Annotated in this window: 18 protein-coding genes; 3 read left to right on the top strand and 15 right to left on the bottom strand. The window is 66.7% G+C overall.

Annotated features, from left to right (window positions below; genetic code table 11):
* Nucleotides 1–69 precede the first annotated feature (69 nt).
* The 4 genes from aspT to AC1IQ6_RS20535 form a co-directional block, all read right to left on the bottom strand.
* Nucleotides 70–1,761, bottom strand: a complete 1,692-nt coding sequence (gene aspT, locus AC1IQ6_RS20520; protein WP_485865233.1) for an aspartate-alanine antiporter — start codon at nt 1,759–1,761, stop codon at nt 70–72.
* A 240-nt stretch (nt 1,762–2,001) separates the two neighbouring features.
* Entirely contained in the window at nt 2,002–2,931 is a 930-nt protein-coding gene (locus AC1IQ6_RS20525; RefSeq protein WP_102774877.1) for an electron transfer flavoprotein subunit alpha/FixB family protein, read from the bottom strand.
* A gap of 2 nt (nt 2,932–2,933) precedes the next feature.
* Nucleotides 2,934–3,683, bottom strand: coding sequence for an electron transfer flavoprotein subunit beta/FixA family protein (locus AC1IQ6_RS20530; RefSeq protein WP_102774878.1), 750 nt, complete (start codon nt 3,681–3,683; stop codon nt 2,934–2,936).
* A gap of 77 nt (nt 3,684–3,760) precedes the next feature.
* Nucleotides 3,761–4,684: a histone deacetylase family protein gene (locus AC1IQ6_RS20535; protein WP_181391036.1), complete on the bottom strand. Its 924-nt coding sequence runs from the start codon at nt 4,682–4,684 to the stop codon at nt 3,761–3,763.
* A gap of 10 nt (nt 4,685–4,694) precedes the next feature.
* On the opposite strand from AC1IQ6_RS20535, the gene mltB reads away from it, so the two are divergent.
* Nucleotides 4,695–5,849, top strand: a complete 1,155-nt coding sequence (gene mltB, locus AC1IQ6_RS20540; RefSeq protein ID WP_102774879.1) for a lytic murein transglycosylase B — start codon at nt 4,695–4,697, stop codon at nt 5,847–5,849.
* A gap of 32 nt (nt 5,850–5,881) precedes the next feature.
* Here mltB and AC1IQ6_RS20545 read toward each other — a convergent pair whose 3' ends face one another.
* A complete protein-coding gene (locus AC1IQ6_RS20545; protein ID WP_209166653.1) occupies nt 5,882–6,931 on the bottom strand; it encodes a cyclase family protein in 1,050 nt (349 codons plus the stop codon).
* A gap of 64 nt (nt 6,932–6,995) precedes the next feature.
* On the opposite strand from AC1IQ6_RS20545, the gene AC1IQ6_RS20550 reads away from it, so the two are divergent.
* Entirely contained in the window at nt 6,996–7,772 is a 777-nt protein-coding gene (locus tag AC1IQ6_RS20550) for an IclR family transcriptional regulator (RefSeq protein WP_209166652.1), read from the top strand.
* Nucleotides 7,769–8,749, top strand: a complete 981-nt coding sequence (locus tag AC1IQ6_RS20555; protein ID WP_209166651.1) for a Bug family tripartite tricarboxylate transporter substrate binding protein — start codon at nt 7,769–7,771, stop codon at nt 8,747–8,749. Before AC1IQ6_RS20550 ends, AC1IQ6_RS20555 begins: the two co-directional genes overlap by 4 nt.
* Nucleotides 8,750–8,761: 12 nt before the next feature.
* Here AC1IQ6_RS20555 and cysM read toward each other — a convergent pair whose 3' ends face one another.
* From cysM to aroA, 10 genes are all read right to left on the bottom strand, one after another.
* Nucleotides 8,762–9,670: a cysteine synthase CysM gene (gene cysM / locus AC1IQ6_RS20560; protein WP_102774880.1), complete on the bottom strand. Its 909-nt coding sequence runs from the start codon at nt 9,668–9,670 to the stop codon at nt 8,762–8,764.
* Nucleotides 9,671–9,751: 81 nt separating this feature from the next.
* Nucleotides 9,752–10,198 carry a ComEA family DNA-binding protein gene (locus AC1IQ6_RS20565; protein ID WP_102774881.1) on the bottom strand — a complete coding sequence of 149 codons (447 nt, stop codon included), beginning with the start codon at nt 10,196–10,198 and terminating at the stop codon, nt 9,752–9,754.
* Nucleotides 10,199–10,354: 156 nt separating this feature from the next.
* A complete protein-coding gene (gene rfaD, locus AC1IQ6_RS20570; protein ID WP_102774882.1) occupies nt 10,355–11,347 on the bottom strand; it encodes an ADP-glyceromanno-heptose 6-epimerase in 993 nt (330 codons plus the stop codon).
* A complete protein-coding gene (rfaE1, locus tag AC1IQ6_RS20575; RefSeq protein WP_102774883.1) occupies nt 11,344–12,285 on the bottom strand; it encodes a D-glycero-beta-D-manno-heptose-7-phosphate kinase in 942 nt (313 codons plus the stop codon). The genes rfaD and rfaE1 overlap by 4 nt, the downstream gene beginning before the upstream one ends.
* Nucleotides 12,282–13,496, bottom strand: a complete 1,215-nt coding sequence (gene lapB, locus AC1IQ6_RS20580) for a lipopolysaccharide assembly protein LapB (RefSeq protein ID WP_479730298.1) — start codon at nt 13,494–13,496, stop codon at nt 12,282–12,284. Before lapB ends, rfaE1 begins: the two co-directional genes overlap by 4 nt.
* Before the next feature lie 51 nt (nt 13,497–13,547).
* Nucleotides 13,548–13,862 carry a LapA family protein gene (locus tag AC1IQ6_RS20585; RefSeq protein ID WP_102774885.1) on the bottom strand — a complete coding sequence of 105 codons (315 nt, stop codon included), beginning with the start codon at nt 13,860–13,862 and terminating at the stop codon, nt 13,548–13,550.
* Between the two features lie 156 nt (nt 13,863–14,018).
* Entirely contained in the window at nt 14,019–14,378 is a 360-nt protein-coding gene (locus AC1IQ6_RS20590) for an integration host factor subunit beta (RefSeq protein ID WP_013392394.1), read from the bottom strand.
* Nucleotides 14,379–14,381: 3 nt separating this feature from the next.
* Complete coding sequence (gene rpsA, locus AC1IQ6_RS20595; protein ID WP_168202253.1) at nt 14,382–16,094, bottom strand: 30S ribosomal protein S1; 1,713 nt, start codon at nt 16,092–16,094, stop codon at nt 14,382–14,384.
* 153 nt (nt 16,095–16,247) lie between these two features.
* The gene (cmk, locus tag AC1IQ6_RS20600) at nt 16,248–16,943 is read right to left on the bottom strand and encodes a (d)CMP kinase (protein ID WP_102774887.1); all 696 of its coding nucleotides are present in this window, start codon (nt 16,941–16,943) and stop codon (nt 16,248–16,250) included.
* A 13-nt stretch (nt 16,944–16,956) separates the two neighbouring features.
* Nucleotides 16,957–18,279, bottom strand: coding sequence for a 3-phosphoshikimate 1-carboxyvinyltransferase (aroA, locus tag AC1IQ6_RS20605; RefSeq protein WP_102774888.1), 1,323 nt, complete (start codon nt 18,277–18,279; stop codon nt 16,957–16,959).
* Nucleotides 18,280–18,282: the final 3 nt, after the last annotated feature.

Consider the following 18,282-nt stretch of genomic DNA (forward strand, 5'->3'; position numbering starts at 1 on the left):
CGTGGCGGGCCGTTGCGCCCGCCAGCCTTGGACAGCGGTCCGCGGGCCTGGCGGCCCGCGGACGAGCCGCTAGGTCATGAGCATGACGATGACGATCCCCCAGATGATCAGCAGCGTGTTGCCGATCGCGTAGGGCACCGTATAGCCGAGGGCGGGCACCTGGCTCTTGGCCGTTTCGGTGATCTGCCCGATGGCAGCCGTCGTGGTCCGGGCGCCGGCGCAGACGCCCAGCGCGATGGCCGGGTGGAACTTGAAGATGTGGCGGGCGATGAGCACGCCCAGGATCATGGGCACGCTGGTGGCGATCACGCCGGCGACGAAGAGTTTGGCGCCCAGTTGCTGGAAGCCCAGGACGAAGCCCGGTCCGGACGAGATGCCGACCACCGCCACGAAGGTCGTCAACCCCACGGAGGTAAGGAACCAGTGCACCGGTTCCGGCACCCGGCCGAAGGTCGGATGCACCGAGCGCAGGTAGCCGAAGACCAGGCCGGCGATCAGCGAGCCGCCCGAGGTCGACAGCGTGATGGGTATCCCCTTGACGGTCAGCACCAGCGAGCCGAACAGGCCGCCCAGCAGAATGCCGAAGCCCACGAACACCATGTCGGTCTGGTCGGTGGCGCGATCCACGTAGCCGACCTTGCCGACCACGCGTTCGACGTCGCGCTTGGCGCCCAGCAGGAACAGCCGGTCGCCGCGGTCCAGCTTCAGGCCCCAGTTGACCGGCATCTCGTGGCCGCCGCGCACCACCTTGCGCAGGAACACGCCGCGTCCCAGTTCGCGCACGGCGTCGTGCTCGGCGATTTCCTGCACCGTCTTGCCGGCCAGGTTCTTGTTGGTCAGCACCACCTCGACGATCTCGGCGGGCAGGTTGATCACGTCCCGGTCCTCGACCTCGCCGCCGATGATGCCCGGCGCCTGCTGCACCAGCGCATCATGCCTGCCGGTCACGCCGAGCACGTCGCCGGCCTGCAGCACGGTCTTGGAATCGCAATCCAGGATCTGGTCGCCGCGGCGGATGCGCTCGACGAACACGCGCGCATCGACGAAGCGCGACTCCAGCTCGCCCACCGTCTTGCCCACGCAATCCTCGCGCTCCAGCCTGTAGGCGCGCGCCGTGAACTTGCGGTAGCCCGACAGCTCCATGGAATCGGCGCCGCCGGACATCTTGGCCTCGTACTCCTTGCATTCTTTCACGATGTCCACGCGCATCAGCTTGGGGCCCAGCGAGGCCAGTATCCAGGCGCTGCCCACGGTGCCGAAGATGTAGCAGACCGCGTAGGCCACGGGGATGCTGTCGATCCATTGCTTCTTGGTCGCGGCGTCCACGTTCAGGCCGTTGATGGTGTCGGTGGCCACGCCCATGACCGCCGAGATCGTCTGCGCGCCCGACAGCAGGCCCGCGCCGGTGCCGGCGTCAAAACCGAAAGCCACCGCGGTGCCCCAGGTGACCAGCAGGCAGACGACGCAAATGACGACCGCGAATATGACCTGGGGCAGGCCATCGCTTTTCATGCCGCGGAAGAATTGCGGGCCGACGCCATAGCCCAGCCCGAAAAGAAAAAGCAGGAAGAAAACCTGCTTGACGATGGGAGCGATAGTGATATCGAGCTGCCCGACCAGCACGCCCACCAGCAGCGTTCCGGTGACCGCGCCGAGATTAAACCCGAATATCTTCTTGGCGCCTATCCAGTAACCCAGGCCCAAGGTCAGGAATATCGCGAGCTCCGGATATTTCCGCAAAGTGTCAAAAAACCATTCCATCCCGAATCTCCTTCGTTCTGTACAGGCCAAGCACTTGCGCGAATCTTGCTGCGCGCCGGAAACATTATCAGAATCTTGCAATAAAGCAAAAGATTTATAGCGTTCCGATTAAATAGCGGTGAACCGGTGTCTCCAAAAACAGAAAACCCGCCGGCGCGCACGCCGGCGGGTTTTGGATAACGCGGGATTAAACCGGATTCAAACCGGATGCGCACCGGTTTCAAACCCGGATCTAAACCATTACAGCGCGCTGGTCAGTTCGGGCACGACCTGGAACAGGTCGCCGACCAGGCCGTAATCGGCCACGCCGAAAATCGGCGCTTCCGGGTCCTTGTTGATGGCCACGATGACCTTGGAGTCCTTCATGCCGGCCAGGTGCTGGATGGCGCCCGAGATGCCCACCGCCACGTACAGCTGCGGGGCCACGATCTTGCCGGTCTGGCCGACCTGCCAGTCGTTGGGCGCATAGCCGGCGTCGACCGCCGCGCGCGACGCGCCCAGCGCCGCGCCCAGCTTGTCGGCCAGCGGGTCCAGGATCTTGAAGTTCTCGGCGCTGCCCAGGCCGCGGCCGCCCGACACCACCACGCGCGCGCCAGCCAGTTCCGGACGGTCGCTCTTGGCCACTTCGCGGCCCACGAAGCTCGACAGGCCCGAATCGGCCACCGCCGCCACCTCTTCGATCGCGGCCGAACCGCCTTGCGCGGCGACGGCGTCAAAGCCGGTCGTGCGCACCGTGATCACCTTGACCGCGTCGCCCGACTGCACCGTGGCGATCGCGTTGCCCGCGTAGATCGGGCGCTGGAACGTATCGGCCGATTCCACGCCGATGATGTCGGAGATCTGCGCCACGTCCAGCTTGGCCGCCACGCGCGGAGCCACGTTCTTGCCCGAGGCCGTCGCCGGGAACAGGATGTGGCTGTAGCCCGAGGCCACCGCCAGCACCTGCGCGGCCAGGTTCTCGGCCAGCCCGTCGGCCAGCTGCGCGGCGTCGGCCAGCAGCACCTTGGACACGCCGGCGGCGGCGGCGGCCTGCTCGGCCACGGCGCGCGCGTTGGCGCCGGCCACCAGCACATGCACGTCGCCGCCGATCTTGGCGGCCGCGGCGATGGTGTTCAGGGTTGCGCCCTTCAGCTGGGCGTTATCGTGTTCTGCAATAACCAGCGTCGTCATGTTCAAACCACCTTCGCTTCGTTCTTGAGTTTGTCCACCAGGGCCGCAACGTCGGCCACCTTGATGCCGGCCTTGCGCGCGGGCGGCTCGCTGACCTTCAGCGTCTTCAACCGCGGCGCCGGGTCCACGCCCAGCTCTTCAGGCGTGACCGTGTCCAGCTGCTTCTTCTTGGCCTTCATGATGTTGGGCAGCGTCACGTAGCGCGGCTCGTTCAGGCGCAGGTCCGTCGTGATGATGGCCGGCAGCTTCAGCGTCACCGTCTCCAGCCCGCCGTCAACTTCGCGCGTCACCGTCGCCTTGCCGTCGGCCAGCTCCACCTTGCTGGCGAACGTGGCCTGCGGCCAGTCCAGCAGCGCGGCCAGCATCTGGCCAGTCTGGTTGGCGTCGTCGTCGATGGCCTGCTTGCCCAGGATCACCAGCTGCGGCTGCTCCTTGTCGACCAGCGCGCGCAGCAGCTTGGCCACCGCCAGCGGCTGCAGCTCCGCGTCGGTCTGCACCAGCACGCCGCGGTCGGCGCCGATGGCCATGGCCGTGCGCAGCGTCTCCTGGCATTGCGCAACGCCGCAAGACACCGCCACCACCTCGGCCGCCGCGCCCTTTTCCTTCAGGCGCGTCGCTTCCTCGACGGCGATCTCATCGAACGGATTCATGGACATCTTCACGTTGGCGATGTCCACGCCGGTTTGATCAGACTTGACGCGCACCTTGACGTTGTAGTCAACCACGCGCTTGACAGGTACCAATACCTTCATCCCGCTGTCTCCAAAATGAAAATGAAATAGTTGCCCCGGCTTGCGCCGGGATTGCAGTGCACAATTTTTTCCTGATTCTACAGCTTAGCCAGGGCTCGTATGTGCGCGACGACGCTGCGCCCCAAAGCTGACAAGTTGTAACCGCCTTCCAGCGTGCTGACGATCCGCCCCTGGCAGTGGCGCTCGGCCACTTCGACCAGCCTGTCGGTGATCCACGCGTAGTCGGCTTCGACCAGGCCCATCTGGCCCATGTCGTCCTCGCGGTGCGCATCGAAGCCGGCCGATACCAGGATCAGTTCGGGCCGGTGCGCCTCCAGCCTGGGCAGCCAGGAGTCGCTGACGATGGCCCGCACGGCGGCGCCCGCCGTGTACGCGGGCACGGGCACGTTCAGCATGTTCGCGGCCGGGTGTTCCGCGCCGCTGTTCGGAAAGAACGGATGCTGGAAGAAACTGCACATCAGGACGCGCTCGTCGCCGGCAAAGACTTCTTCGGTGCCGTTGCCGTGGTGGACGTCGAAATCGACGATGGCCACGCGCGCCAGGCCGTGGAATTCCAGCGCATGCTGCGCCGCAATGGCGACGTTGTTGAGAAAGCAGAATCCCATGGCCTGCGAACGGCAGGCATGGTGGCCGGGCGGCCTGACCGCGCAGAACGCCGTGCGGGCTTCGCCGCCCATCACCGCATCCACCGCCGCCACCCCCGCGCCCGCGGCGTAAAGCGCGGCCTCGTAGGTGTGCGGATTCATCAGCGTGTCGGGATCTATCGGGAAATACCCTTGTTCGGGCGTGTTTTCGCGCAGACTGTTCAGGTACTGGACGGTATGCACGCGCAGCACGTCGTGACGCGACGCCTGCGGGGCCTGGCGGTCGTCCAGGTAAGGCATCAATCCGCTCGCAAGCAGCTGGTCGGAAATGGCGTCCAGCCTCTGCGGGCTTTCGGGATGCCAACTGCCCATTTCATGCAAGCGGCATGCCGGGTGGGTAAGATACATGGTCTCCATAAGGAAGATTATGTTCATCTGTCGGCGAATACTGCAACTCGGAACCCTTTGCGCCTTGCTGGCGGGCTGTACCACCACCGCCCCCACCGCTACCGCCCCGGCCTCGCCATCCGCCGCGGCCTCGTCCTCTCCCGCTCCCATCCGCATCGGACCCAGTGCGCCGACTCCAGGCTCCGGACTGGCCGACGACGGCCCCGCCGCCCTCGGCGCCAACGGCGCGCTGCGCCCGGAAGTCCGTTCATTCGTGGAAAGCCTGGCCGCCGAGCGCCAGCTGCCGCTGGCGCCCATGGTCGCCGCGCTGGAGGGCTCGCGCTATAACGCCACGGTGGCGCGCCTGATTGCGCCGTCGCCCCCGGGCAAGAAAATCTGGCGCAGCTGGCTGACGTACCGCTCGCGCTTCGTGGAACCCAAGCGCATCGGCTGGGGCGTGGACTTCTATAACGAAAACCGCGACCTGCTCAACCAGGCCGCGCAGCGCTTCGGCGTACCTGCGCCCATCATCGCATCCATCATCGGCGTGGAAACGCTGTACGGGCGCAATATGGGCAATTTCCGCGTGCTGGACGCCCTGACCACGCTGGCTTTCGATTATCCCGATCCGGCCAAGCCCGAACGCGCCACCATGTTCCGCGGGCAGCTGGCCGACTTCCTCACGCTGGCCATGCAGGACAAGCTCGATCTGGAAACCCGCGGCTCGTACGCGGGCGCCATCGGCATGCCGCAGTTCATGCCCACCAGCGTGATGCATTACGCCGTGGACGGCGACGACAACGGCCATATCGACCTGAGCAACAACACCCGCGACGCGATCATGTCGGTGGGCAGCTTCCTGTCCCAGCACGGCTGGCAGCGCGGCCTGCCGGTGTTCGCGCCCGTGATCCTGCCGGTCGATCCCGCGCCGCTGGTCGACGGCGGCCTCGAACCCAAGCAAAGCTGGAACTCGCTGACCGCCGCCGGCGCGCGCCTGCGCCCCGGCGCCTCCGCCGACGGCTGGACCAGCCAGCCGCTGGGCGTGGTCGACCTGGTGGAAGAAGCCCGCGGCACCGCGCAGTACCGCGTGGGCACGCCCAACTTCTTTGCGCTGACCAAGTACAACCGCAGCTATTTCTACGCCACCTCGGTGGCCGACCTGGCCGACGAGATCGAGGCGCGCGTGGGGCGATGATGAGCGGGGGCCGCGATCGCGCGGCCCCTCTCCTAGACCGTCGCGACCGGCGTGACGGGCGAACCCACGGCGCCCGGCAGGTTCAGCGGCGGCGCCGTCAGCAGGAAACGATTGCGGCCGTTGGCGGCGAGCCAGCGCGCCAGCTCGCCCAGATACCACATCTCGCCTATGGGCATGCCGAGCTTGAAAATGCAATGGTGATGCAGCGGCAGCGCCGCGCAGCAGGCGTTGGGTTTTTTGGTGGGATAGATTTCCAGCGCATGGTTGTCCGACGCCATGGCCGCCACCTTCGAGTCGGTGATCCACTGCAACAGCTTCTCGTCGCTGCCGTCCAGGCCCGCGCATATTTCATGCAGCGTATGCGGATCGGGCTCGCGGCGCTTTTCCAGCAGGGCGTCGCCGAATTCCGTGTGGAACAGCACGATGTCGCCGCGCTCGATTTCGATCCGGTCGGCGTCCAGTATCCGCATCAGCTCGTCATAGCCCACGGATTTCTGCTCGCGGCCGTAGTGGCGCGCCAGGTCCACCATCACGCCGCGGCTCTGCACGCATGATTCGGCAAGCTGGGTGATGTCCAGTTTCTTGGCGTTGGAGGCCGTTCCCTGACCCAGATCGATTTTGGCGAAACCGTTATCGACGTCGTAGTCCACCGGCCCCACCACGTGTTCATTGGGCCGGTAGCCGTTGTAGTAGACGCGCTCGGGCAGTCCGTCGCCATTGGCGTCGAACAGCGCGCCCACGTGCGCCAGCGAATCCCATTGCGTCGAATACTGCAGGCTCATCTCGACGATATCGTCGCTGAGCACGTCGACGCAGCCCGGGCGCAGGCGCCCCAGCGGGAAGTTCAGATACTGGTCGCCATCTCTTTCGGTCGGACGCAGCTTGGGCGGATGGCGGCGCACGTTCACGCCATTGCCGCCCGGGTAATCCAGCGGCAGCGACAGGCAGAAGCTCAGGCCCTCGCGGACTTCGCGCATGCCGCTCAGCACGTTCTCGCGAGTGATGTAATTCAGGCAGCCTCGCTGGTCGTCAGGCCCGAAATCTCCCCAGTTTGATCCTTCGGGACGGTTCTTCCACCTCATGCGTCGCACCTCCTTGGCAATTAGCAATTTGACATAAATTTATCACGTATAGGATAATACCATCATGGATGTGAAAACTGCTGGCCGTGTGCTGGATGTCTTGAATCTGTTCGCCGAAGCGCAGAAGCCCTTGCTGTACAGCGAGATCGCTACGCAGATGGGGATTCCGCTCTCGAGTTGCCACGGTCTGCTGAAGACCATGGTGGCGCGCGGCTATCTGTATGAAATCGGCAAAAAGCATGGCTATTACCCGACGCAGAAGCTCATCCACGTGGCGACCCTGATCTGCCAGAGCGACCCGTTGAACGCGGTGATCGAGCCGGTGCTGGCCCAGGTGCGCGACATCACGGGAGAGACGGCGCTGCTGGCCAAGCTCGCCGACGACAAGGTCGTTTACCTGATCGTCGCCGAATCCAAGCAGACGATCCGCTTTTCCCATCAACCCGGCGGTTTCAAGGCGGTGCACGCCACCAGTTCCGGCAAGGCCCTGCTATCGGTGCTGTCCGCCGACGAGCGGCAGAAATGGTTCAAGACCTATAGCGGTTTTGCCGCCTATACCGACAGCACGCTGACCAGCCGGGAGGCCTTCGACCGCGACCTGGAAGCCGGCATCGCCCGCGGCTGGCAGCGCTCCGTCGGCGAAAACGTCGAGGACGTCATGTCCATTTCGCTCGGATTCCGGGCATACGAACAACCGTTTGCAATCGTGGTGGCCGGCCCGCTGGGCAGGATGCAAAAGAACGAAGCCATCACGGGTCAACGGCTGACCGAGGTAAAGACGCTGCTGCGCGCGGCCCTGCCCTCGGCCAATCTCACTTTTGTAGGAGAAGACAGTAGATGAACAAACGCACTTTCCTGGCCGCGGCATGCTCGGCGGCCGTCATGGCGTCCCTGCCGGTTGCAAACGCCTATGCGCAGGCTGCTTATCCGGACAAGCCGATACGCGTGATCATGCCGTGGGCGGCGGGCGGCCCCACCGACGTCGTCGGCCGTTTGATCGCAGTCCAGATGGGTGAAATCCTGGGGCAACCGCTGGTGATCGAAACCCGCGCCGGGGCCAGCGGCACCATCGGCACGGCCCAGGTGGCCAAGGCCCCCGCCGACGGCTACACCCTGCTGATGAACCCGTCCGTCCAGGGCATCTACCCGGCCCAGTTCAAGAACCTGTCCTTTGACCCGATCCAGGACTTCCGGATGGTGGGCGTGCTGGGCACGGTGCCGATGGTGGCCGTGGTTCCGCCCGATTCCAGATTCAAGACCTTCGGCGATCTGATCAAGCAGGCCCAGGCCCAGCCCGGCTCGCTGAGCTTCGCCTCGCCCGGCGTCGCCACCCTGCCCCACCTGGCGGGCGAACTGATCAATACTTCCACCAAGGCCAAGATCACCCACGTCGGCTATCGCGGCAGCAGCCCGGCGCTGACCGACGTCGCGGGCGGCCATGTGGATCTGATGTACGCGCCGCTGGCGCCGGCCCTGCCGCTCATCCAGAGCGGCAAGGTGCGCCCGATCGCCGTCACGACCAAGACGCGCCTGGCCGAATTGCCCGAGGTGCCGACCATCGCGGAAACCGTGCTGCCCGGCTTCGACATCGTCACCTGGTACGGCATGTGGGCGCCGAAGGACACGCCGGAACCGATCATCGCCAAGCTCAATCAGGTCATGATCGAAGCCTCGCAGTCGCCCAAGGTGATCGAAGCCTTGAAGTCGCAGGGCACGCTGCCCAGCGCCATGAGCTATCAGGAAGCCGAAGCCTTCAACCTCGCCGAAAGCAAGCGTTGGATCAAGGTGATGCAGGACGCCGGCATCCAGCCCGAATAAGCCCGGGAAAGATCAGTTGAAAACGCCGGTGGACAGGTAGCGGTCGCCGCGGTCGCAGACGATGAACACGATGGTGGCGTCGTTGACGCGCTCGGCCACGCGCAGCGCGGCGACCAGGGCGCCGGCCGACGAGATGCCGCCGAAGATGCCTTCTTCGGCGGCCAGGCGGCGGGCCATGACCTCGGCTTCCGTTTGCGCGATGGATTCGTAGGCGTCCACCCGGCTGCGATCGAAGATCTTCGGCAGATAGGCCTCGGGCCATTTGCGGATGCCGGGAATGGACGAGCCTTCGGCCGGCTGGGCGCCCACGACCTGCACGGCGGGATTGCGCGACTTGAGGTAGGTGGACACGCCCATGATGGTGCCGGTGGTGCCCATGGCGCTGACGAAATGCGTGACCCGGCCTTCGGTCTGGTTCCAGATTTCGGGGCCGGTGGTTTCGATGTGGGCGCGGGGGTTGTCCGGATTGGCGAACTGGTCCAGGACCAGGCCGCGGCCGTCGGCCTGCATTTCGGTGGCCAGGTCGCGGGCGTATTCCATGCCGCCCTTGTCGGCCGGCGTCAGGATCAGCTCTGCGCCATAGGCGGTCATCGCCGCGCGGCGCTCCAACGACAGGTTGTCCGGCATGATGAGGATCATGCGGTAGCCGCGCATGGCGGCCGCCATGGCCAGCGCGATGCCGGTATTGCCGCTGGTGGCTTCGATAAGGGTGTCGCCCGGCTTGATGTCGCCGCGCTCTTCCGCGTGCTTGATCATAGACAGCGCGGGACGGTCCTTGACGGAACCGGCGGGGTTGTTGCCTTCCAGCTTGGCCAGGATGACGTTGCCCCGCGCGGCGCCCGCGGCTCCGGGGATGCGCTGCAGGCGCACCAGCGGCGTGTTGCCGACGGTTTGCTCGATAGTGGGATAGGTAGTAGTCATGCGGCTGATAATAACTCCGCCCGGCGGCGCGCGGCGGCTAAATCCGCGCTGCCGCCAGGGCCACCGGCGCGGACGCCGGCGTCAGGGTTTGGCGCGGGCCGGCGCCGGCCTTGCGGCGGCGGGCTTCGGCGCCGCGGCCGCCTTGCCCACCTGCAGGCCCGCGGCCTCCAGGGCCTGCGCCTTTTTCGCGCCGATGCCGCGCACGCGTTCGGCCAGGTCGTCGAGCGATTCGAACTTGCCGCCGCGCTCGCGTTCCTGGACGATGATTTCGGCGGTGCGCGGGCCGATGCCGCGCACGCCTTCGAGCTGCTGCACGCTGGCCTGGTTCACGTCCACCGCCTGCGCCGGCGAGGCCGCCAGGCCCAGCCCCGCGGTCAGCAGCAGCGCGCCCAGCGCCTGCCGCAACGGGCGCGGCTGCGCGGCGCACGGCTGGCCGCCGGCCTGGCGCTGGCGCCCGGGCCGGGCGGCGCTGCGCCATTGCGTGGACGGCGACGGCCGCGCCGTGACGGAATGTAGGAACGGGTTCATGCGAGTCTCCTGAAGGACCGGGCGCGACGGTTGTCGAGCCACGCAGCGATCATGCCGCGCGGCCCGTCGCCAGGAGTTCGCCGTGAATGAAAACGTCCACCCCGGAAACCCGCGGGTGGATGTGGTCTGCGTGGGGCGATGCCCCGCGCCCGGGCGCTAGCGCGTCAGGTTGCGCCAGTACCGCACGTACTCCGACACGCCGGTGCGCACGTCGCGCATGGGCGCCTGGAAACCGGCCGCGCGCAGGCGCGAGACGTCGGCCTGGGTGTAGCTCTGGTAGCGGCCCTTGAGGTCGTCGGGGAACGGGATGTAGCGGATCAGGCCCTGCTCGACCAGCTGCGCCAGCGGCAGTTCGGCCTCGCCGCGTTCGGCGCGCAGCGCGTTGACCACGCCGGCGGCCACGTCGTTGAACGGTTGCGCCCGGCCGGTGCCGCAGTTGAAGATGCCCGACTGCTCCGGATGGTCCAGGAAGTGCAGGTTCACCGCCACCACGTCCTCGACGGAAATGAAGTCGCGGCTCTGGCCGCCGTCGGGGTAGCCGTCCCAGCCCGCGAACAGGCGCACGTGGCCGTGTTCCAGGAACTGGTTCATGTTGTGGAAGGCCACCGAGGCCATGCGGCCCTTGTGCTGCTCGTGCGGGCCGTAGACGTTGAAGTAGCGCAGGCCCACCACCTGGGCCGTCAGGCTGTCCATGCGCCGGCGCAGGACTTGGTCGAACAGCAGCTTGGAATAGCCGTAGACGTTCAGCGGGCCTTCGTTGGCGGGGTCTTCCACGTAGACCGAAGAGCCGCCATAGACCGCGGCCGACGAGGCGTACAGGAAGGGAATGCGGCGCGCCTGGCAGAACTCGAACAGTTCCAGCGTGACGCGGTAGTTGTTGTCCAGCATGTAGCGGCCGTTGCGCTCGGTGGTGTCCGAGCAGGCGCCCTGGTGCAGGACCGCGCGGACCTCGCCGATGCTGCCGTCGGCCACGCGGCGGCGGAAGTCGTCCTTGTCCAGGTAGTCGGCGATCTTGCAGTCGACCAGGTTGACGAACTTGTCGCCTTCGGTGAGGTCGTCGACGGCGATGATGTCTTCGATGCCCCGGCGGTTGAGCCCGCGCACCAGGTTGCTGCCTATGAAGCCCGCGGCTCCGGTAACGACGATCATGAGGATTCTCCAGCCAGTTCGGCGGCGGTGACGACGGACGTGCCCAGCTTGCCCACGGCGATGCCGCCGGCGCGGTTGGCCCAGCCCATGGCATCGGCCCACGGCAGGCCGATGGCGCGCGACACGGCCAGCGTGGCCAGCACGGTGTCGCCCGCGCCGGACACGTCGAACACCTCGTGCGCCTGCGCGTCGATGTGGTCGCGTCCCGCATCGGTAAACAAAGTCATGCCCTGCTCGGAGCGCGTCACGAGCAGGGCTTCCAGGTCCAGATCGGCGCGCAGCCGCTGCGCGCGATCGGTGAGTTCGGCCTCGGAATTCCAGCGGCCCACGGCCTGCTGCATTTCCGAGCGGTTGGGCGTAACCAGGGTGGCGCCGCGATAGCGGCTGTAGTCGTCGCCCTTGGGGTCCACCAGCACCGGGATGCCCGCGGCCCGCGCCAGCGCGATGAGCGACTCGACCCGGGTGAGCACGCCCTTGGCGTAGTCGGACAGCACGATGATGTCGTGGTTGGCCAGGTGCCGGGCCAGCGCGGCGTCCACGCTGTCGAGCGCGGCCTGTTCGGGGTGCTGTTCGAAGTCCACCCGCAGCAGCTGCTGCTGACGGCCCAGCACGCGCATCTTCAAGGTGGTGTGCAGCGACGGGTCGGCGATCAGGTCGGCCTGGATGCCGGCCTCGGTCGACAGGCGGCGCACGCTGTCGCCGGCTTCGTCGGCGCCCAGCACGCCCACCAGGGTCACGTGGCCGCCCAGCGCCGCGACGTTGCGCGCGACGTTGGCGGCGCCGCCCAGGCGGTCTTCGCGGCGCGCCACGCGCACCACCGGCACCGGCGCTTCCGGCGAGATGCGTTCGACCTCGCCGAACCAGTACCGGTCCAGCATCACGTCGCCCACCACGAGCACGCGGCTGTGCGAGATGGCTTCGGCGGGAAAAGATTTCATTCGAGTTCTTCCAGGCGGCGCGGCGCGTAGGTCTCCCAGGCGTTGCAGCCGGGACATTGCCAGTAAAAACGACGCGCCTGAAAACCGCAACTGCGGCATGCGTAGCGGTCGAGCCGCTGCGTATGCTTGTGGATCAGGCTGCGCAGCAGCGTCAGGTCGGCGCCCGGCACCGGGCCGTGGTCGGCGTCGCCCTCGCCATTGGCCAGTTCGGCCTCGAGCAGGCGGTCCAGGCCCAGCAGGGACGGATGGCTGCGCAGCGCGCCGCGCGCGAACGTCCAGGCCGGCGTAGCTCCCTGCTGCACGCGCAGCTCGCGGAACAGCACGTTGAACAGGTCCAGCGAGGCATGGCGCGCGTACTGCTTGAGCAGCACGTCCAGCCCGGCCTGTTCCTGGTGGGCGGCGCGGTAGTTGGCCAGCACCTGCTCGGCGACCAGGCCCGCGTATTCGGGGGCGTCGTTCATGACCGATTCCAGGTACAGGCGCTCGCGCTTGGGGTCCTGTTCGGTCAGGGCCAGGCGCGCGCGCAGCATCGCGGTGCGCACCATGGCGCCGCGGCTGGAGGCGGCGTCTATGCCCGACAGCGCATGGTCGGCCGCGTCCAGCGCCTTGTGGGCGGCGTCGATGTCGGCCGGCTTGGCCGCCAGCGCGGACTGCGCCTGCTCGCAGTAGTAGTGCACGATCTGCGGCACCGGCTCGTCGACCAGGCCTTGCAGCGTCTTGACGGCCTCGATGGCGCGCGGCCAGTCGTGCTCGGATTCGTAGATGCGGATCAGCGAGCGCAGCGCCGGCAAGGCGTAGCGGGTGTCCTTGAGCAGCTCGAAGCCGCTTTCGGCGCGATCCAGCATGCCGGCCTTGAGGAAATCCTGCGCCAGTTCGTGCTGGGCGTGTTCGCGCTCGGCGGCCGGCAGGTCGGAGCGGTTGAGCAGGCTCTGGTGCACGCGGATGGCGCGTTCCATCTCGCCGCGGCGGCGGAACAGGCTGCCCAGCGCGAAGTGCAGCTCGGTGGTTTCGGGGTCGAGCTTGGCGACTTCGACGAAGGCGTCGATGGCGCGGTCCGGCTCTTCATTGAGCAGGAAGTTCAAGCCGCGGAAATAGGAGTCGGGCAGGCTGCGGGTTTCCCGCAGCATTTGCCGGATGTCGAAGCGCGCGGCCAGCCAGCCCAGCGCGAACAGCACCGGCACGAAAATCAACCACCAAGGTTCAAAATCCACTGTTCAGGCCCTTGCGGCAGGTCGGTACGGAAAACGAGATGGGCAACGGCATTACAGCGGCGACATCGGCGCGACGGCTTCGGGCGGCACGGCCGGCGTGGTGCCGTTGACGGCGGCCTGGACGCGGTCGAGCTCGCGGCGCAGGCGCATGGCCTCGCGGCGGCGGCGCACGGCGGCGGGCACGGTCAGCAGCAGGCCGAACAAGGCGCCCAGCACGAAAACCACCAGCATCACGACGATGAGCGGGACGTCCTGCACCACGTAGTCGGCGTAGAACTTCACGGCGACCGGATCGGTGTTTTTCAAGGCGAACATCAATACCGCAACGAACACGAGCAATCGCAGGGCCCAGACGAGGTAGCGCATGGCGCATGCTCCTTAGAAATCGAGACTTTCAATTGTAAGCGACGTCTCCCGCCCGCCGCGAGAAAAAACCCGACCCGCAAAAACAAAGCCCCTTGATTGCTCAAGGGGCCTGGTTCGCGGTCCGATCCGCCCGAAGGCAGCCTTTCAGCCGTGCCGTCAATGCATGGCGTGCAGACTCACCATCGACGGCATCGGTTCACTCGATCCGGAGGATTGAGCGTCCTCATCGTTGCCGCCGGCCAAGTCCACCCGCTCGCGCAATTCCTTGCCCGCCTTGAAGTGCGGCACCTGTTTGCCAGGCACCAGCACCTGTTCGCCGGATTTCGGGTTGCGCCCGATTCGGGGAGACCGCTGCGACAGCGAGAAGCTGCCAAAACCGCGGATCTCGATGCGCTGGCCCGAGGCCAGGGCCTGGGTCATCGCATCGAGCACGGTCTTGACCGCGTAATCGGTGTCGCGGGCGGCCAGCTGAGGATAGCGGGCCGCCAAGGCGGCGATCAGCTCCGACTTGGTCACGAATTAACCGTCGTTGCGCTGTTGGTCCAGCTTGGCCTTCAGCAGCGCGCCGAGGTTGGTGGTGCCGGACGAGGCGCTGGCATCGGACATACGCTGGATCGTTTCGGCGGTCTCGGCGTTGTCGCGGGCCTTGATCGACAGCTGGATCGAACGCGTCTTGCGGTCGATGTTGACGATCATGGCTTCGATGTTTTCGCCGACGCTCAGGACAGTGGTGGCATCTTCGACGCGGCCCGAGGAGATCTCGGAAGCGCGCAGGTAGCCTTCGACGTCCACGGACAGCGTCACGACGGCGCCCTTGGCTTCGACCGACTTGATGGTGCCCGGAACCACGGCGCCCTTGTCGAAAGTGGCGACGAAGTTGTTGAACGGGTCGCCTTCCAGCTGCTTGATGCCCAGCGAGATGCGTTCCTTGTCGGTGTCGATGCCCAGGACCACGGCTTCGATCTCGTCGCCCTTCTTGAAGTTGCGCACGGCTTCTTCGCCAGCTTCCGTCCACGACAGGTCGGACAGGTGGACCAGGCCGTCGATGCCGCCGGGCAGGCCGACGAACACGCCGAAGTCGGTGATCGACTTGATGGCGCCGCGGACCTTGTCACCACGCTTGAAGTTGGTGGCGAACTCTTCCCACGGGTTCTGGCGGCACTGCTTCATGCCCAGCGAAATGCGGCGACGGTCTTCGTCGATTTCCAGGACCATGACTTCGACTTCTTCGCCCAGGGTCACGACCTTGCGCGGATCGACGTTCTTGTTGGTCCAGTCCATTTCGGAGACGTGCACCAGGCCTTCGATGCCGGCTTCGACTTCAACGAACGCGCCGTAGTCGGTCAGGTTGGTGACCTTGCCGAACAGGCGGGTGCCTTGCGGGTAGCGGCGAGCGAGGCCGACCCACGGATCTTCGCCCAGCTGCTTGACGCCCAGCGAGACGCGGCTCTTTTCCTGGTCGAACTTGAGGACCTTGGCTTCGACTTCCTGACCCACTTGCAGGACTTCGGACGGGTGACGCACACGGCGCCAGGCCATGTCGGTGATGTGCAGCAGGCCGTCGATGCCGCCCAGGTCCACGAACGCGCCGTAGTCGGTGATGTTCTTGACCACGCCCTTGACCACGGCACCTTCGTGCAGGGTTTCGAGCAGCTTCTGGCGCTCTTCGCCCATGCTGGCTTCCAGCACCTGGCGACGCGACAGCACGACGTTGTTGCGCTTGCGGTCGAGCTTGATGACCTTGAATTCGAGGGTCTTGCCTTCGTACGGGGTGGTGTCCTTGACCGGGCGCAGATCCACCAGCGAACCCGGCAGGAATGCGCGGATGCCGTTGGTCATGACGGTCAGGCCGCCCTTCACCTTGCCGGTGATGGTGCCGGTGACCAGTTCGCCGTTCTCCAGGGCCTTTTCCAGTTGCAGCCAGGCCGACAGGCGCTTGGCGCGGTCACGCGACAGGATGGTGTCGCCGTAGCCGTTTTCCAGGGAATCGATGGCCACCGAGACGAAATCGCCGGGCTGCACTTCGAGTTCGCCCTGGTCGTTCAGGAACTCTTCCAGGGGGATCAGCGCTTCGGACTTCAGGCCGGCGTTGACGACGACGAAGTTGTGGTCGACGCGCACGACTTCGGCGCTGATGACCTCGCCGGACTTCATGTCCTGGCTCTTGAGGCTTTGTGCGAAAAGGTCGGCGAAGCTTTCGCCGCCGGTGGCGGTAGTGGAAACGGAAGACATGGGGTTGAAATCCATTGGGCCGCAATGGCCGTTAAAAACACACCGCAGCGGATTGCCCGCCACAGTGGAGTCAAAATACCTGCCTGCTGGCTTACCCTTGCGGGGTGGCCCGTGGGGGTGTCGCCTGGCTTGAGCAGGGCCTAAAAAACAAATCTATTCGGATCCGGACGCCGTGGCGCCCCAGAAATCCAGTATTGCCTGCACCGTTTCCGCAATCGTCAGATTCGACGAATCCAGTACGTGTGCATCCGCTGCGGGAGCCAATGGCGCGGCCGCCCGCCCGGTATCCCGTGCGTCGCGCTCGCGCATATCCCGCAAAAGGTCGTCTAGATTAGCAGAAATTCCCTTTTCGATCAACTGCTTACAGCGCCTCTGCGCCCGCGCGACCACGTCGGCGACCAGGAACACTTTCAGCGGCGCGTCGGGAAACACCACCGTGCCCATGTCGCGCCCGTCGGCCACCAGGCCGGGCGCCCGGCGAAAGGCGCGCTGGCGCTCGAGCAGCGCCTGGCGCACGCCGGGGAACGCCGCCACGCGCGAGGCGAAATTGCCGACTTCCTCGCGGCGGATGTCGTGGCCGACCTCCCTGCCCTCCAGGTAGATATGGGGGCCGTCGAAACGCACGTCCAGCGTCTCGGCCGCGCGCGCCACGGCGGGCTCGTCGTCGGCCGACAGGCCGCGCTCGATCGCGGCCAGGGCGGTCAGGCGATACAGCGCGCCGCTGTCCAGCACTTCCCAGCCCAGGGCCTTGGCGACCCGGTGGGCCACGGTGCCCTTGCCGGACGCGGTGGGGCCGTCGATCGTGATGACGGGAACGGCGGTGGAGAGTTCGGAGGAAGTCGAAGTCATGGAGTAATTGTCGCTAGGCCGCAACCAGGCCCGCGTAGACATCAAAGTAACCCGGGAAGGTCTTGCTGACGCAGCCGGGGTCGAGAATACGTACGGCCGCGGGGCCGAACGCCGCCAGCGAGAAGCACATCGCCATGCGGTGGTCGTCCCAGGTGCCGATGTGCGCGTCGCGCCAGCCATCGGCGGCCGGCGGCGTGACCCGCAGCCAATCCGGCCCCGATTCCACCTGCGCGCCCAGCTTGGCCAGCTCGGTCTGCATGGCGTGAATGCGGTCGGTTTCCTTGACGCGCCAGCTGCCGATGTTGCGCAGCCGGCACGGGCCGTCGGCGTACAGCGCCAGCGCGGCCGCGGTCATGGCGGCGTCGGGGATCAGGTTGAAATCGGTGTCGAAGGCCTTCAGGCGCTCGCCCTGGGCCACGCGCGCGCCGGACACTTCGATCCAGCCGGGGCCGTAGCTGACCTGGGCGCCCATTCCGGCCAGGGTGTCGGCGAACGCGACGTCGCCCTGGATGCTGTCGGCGCCCACGCCGGTCACGCGCAGCGGACCGCCGCCGATCGCGCCCAGCGCCATGAAGTAGGACGCCGTGGACGCGTCGCCCTCGACCGCGATCTGCCCGGGGCTGCGGTAGGACGCGCCGGCCTCGATGACGAAGCGGCTCCAGCCCTCGCGCCGCACCTGCACGCCGAAGCGCGCCATCAGGTTCAGCGTGATTTCGATATAGGGCTTGGAGATCAGCTCGCCGATGACCTCGATCGCCACCGGCTTGCCGCTGGCGCGCGCCTGCAGCGGCGCGGCCATCAGCAGCGCCGTCAGGAACTGGCTGGAGACCGACCCCTGCACCCGCGCCACCGCGTCGCCGGCGATTTCGCCGCGGCCGATGCGCAGCGGCGGATAGCCCGGCTGGCCCAGGTAATCGATGCGCGCGCCCAGCGCGTTCAAGGCGTCGACCAGGTCGCCGATGGGACGCTCGTGCATGCGCGGCACGCCCGAGAGCCGGTAGTCGCCGCCCATCAGCGCCAACGCCGCGGTCAGCGGACGGATGGCGGTGCCGGCGTTGCCCATGAAAAGGTCGGCGCTTTCGACCGGAAAGCGCGGCACGCCCTGCACCGTGACGCGGCCGGCGTCCAGGTCCGAGACCTGCACGCCCAGCTGGCGCAGGGCGGCCAGCATCACGCGGGTGTCGTCCGAATCCAGCAGCCCGGTAATGGCCGTGCCGCCTTCGGCGATCGCGGCCAGCAGTAGCACGCGGTTGGAAATGCTCTTGGAGCCCGGCAGGGCCACTTCGCCCCGCGCCTGGCGCACCCGGGGCAGATCCAGATAAGGCAAAGCGCCCATGTC

This window comes from Achromobacter sp. MUI-25009338, assembly GCF_057359325.1.

Excerpts from the sequence above, each read along its gene's own strand:
- AC1IQ6_RS20550 (WP_209166652.1), top strand. The coding sequence starts at position 6,996 with ATGGATGTGAAAACTGCTGGCCGTGTGCTGGATGTCTTGAATCTGTTC.
- aroA (WP_102774888.1), bottom strand. The coding sequence starts at position 18,279 with ATGGGCGCTTTGCCTTATCTGGATCTGCCCCGGGTGCGCCAGGCGCGG.
- AC1IQ6_RS20555 (WP_209166651.1), top strand. The coding sequence starts at position 7,769 with ATGAACAAACGCACTTTCCTGGCCGCGGCATGCTCGGCGGCCGTCATG.
- AC1IQ6_RS20525 (WP_102774877.1), bottom strand. The coding sequence starts at position 2,931 with ATGACGACGCTGGTTATTGCAGAACACGATAACGCCCAGCTGAAGGGC.
- AC1IQ6_RS20565 (WP_102774881.1), bottom strand. The coding sequence starts at position 10,198 with ATGAACCCGTTCCTACATTCCGTCACGGCGCGGCCGTCGCCGTCCACG.
- AC1IQ6_RS20545 (WP_209166653.1), bottom strand. The coding sequence starts at position 6,931 with ATGAGGTGGAAGAACCGTCCCGAAGGATCAAACTGGGGAGATTTCGGG.
- rfaE1 (WP_102774883.1), bottom strand. The coding sequence starts at position 12,285 with ATGAAATCTTTTCCCGCCGAAGCCATCTCGCACAGCCGCGTGCTCGTG.
- AC1IQ6_RS20585 (WP_102774885.1), bottom strand. The coding sequence starts at position 13,862 with ATGCGCTACCTCGTCTGGGCCCTGCGATTGCTCGTGTTCGTTGCGGTA.
- AC1IQ6_RS20530 (WP_102774878.1), bottom strand. The coding sequence starts at position 3,683 with ATGAAGGTATTGGTACCTGTCAAGCGCGTGGTTGACTACAACGTCAAG.
- aspT (WP_485865233.1), bottom strand. The coding sequence starts at position 1,761 with ATGGAATGGTTTTTTGACACTTTGCGGAAATATCCGGAGCTCGCGATA.
- rpsA (WP_168202253.1), bottom strand. The coding sequence starts at position 16,094 with ATGTCTTCCGTTTCCACTACCGCCACCGGCGGCGAAAGCTTCGCCGAC.
- cmk (WP_102774887.1), bottom strand. The coding sequence starts at position 16,943 with ATGACTTCGACTTCCTCCGAACTCTCCACCGCCGTTCCCGTCATCACG.
- rfaD (WP_102774882.1), bottom strand. The coding sequence starts at position 11,347 with ATGATCGTCGTTACCGGAGCCGCGGGCTTCATAGGCAGCAACCTGGTG.
- mltB (WP_102774879.1), top strand. The coding sequence starts at position 4,695 with ATGTTCATCTGTCGGCGAATACTGCAACTCGGAACCCTTTGCGCCTTG.
- AC1IQ6_RS20535 (WP_181391036.1), bottom strand. The coding sequence starts at position 4,684 with ATGGAGACCATGTATCTTACCCACCCGGCATGCCGCTTGCATGAAATG.
- cysM (WP_102774880.1), bottom strand. The coding sequence starts at position 9,670 with ATGACTACTACCTATCCCACTATCGAGCAAACCGTCGGCAACACGCCG.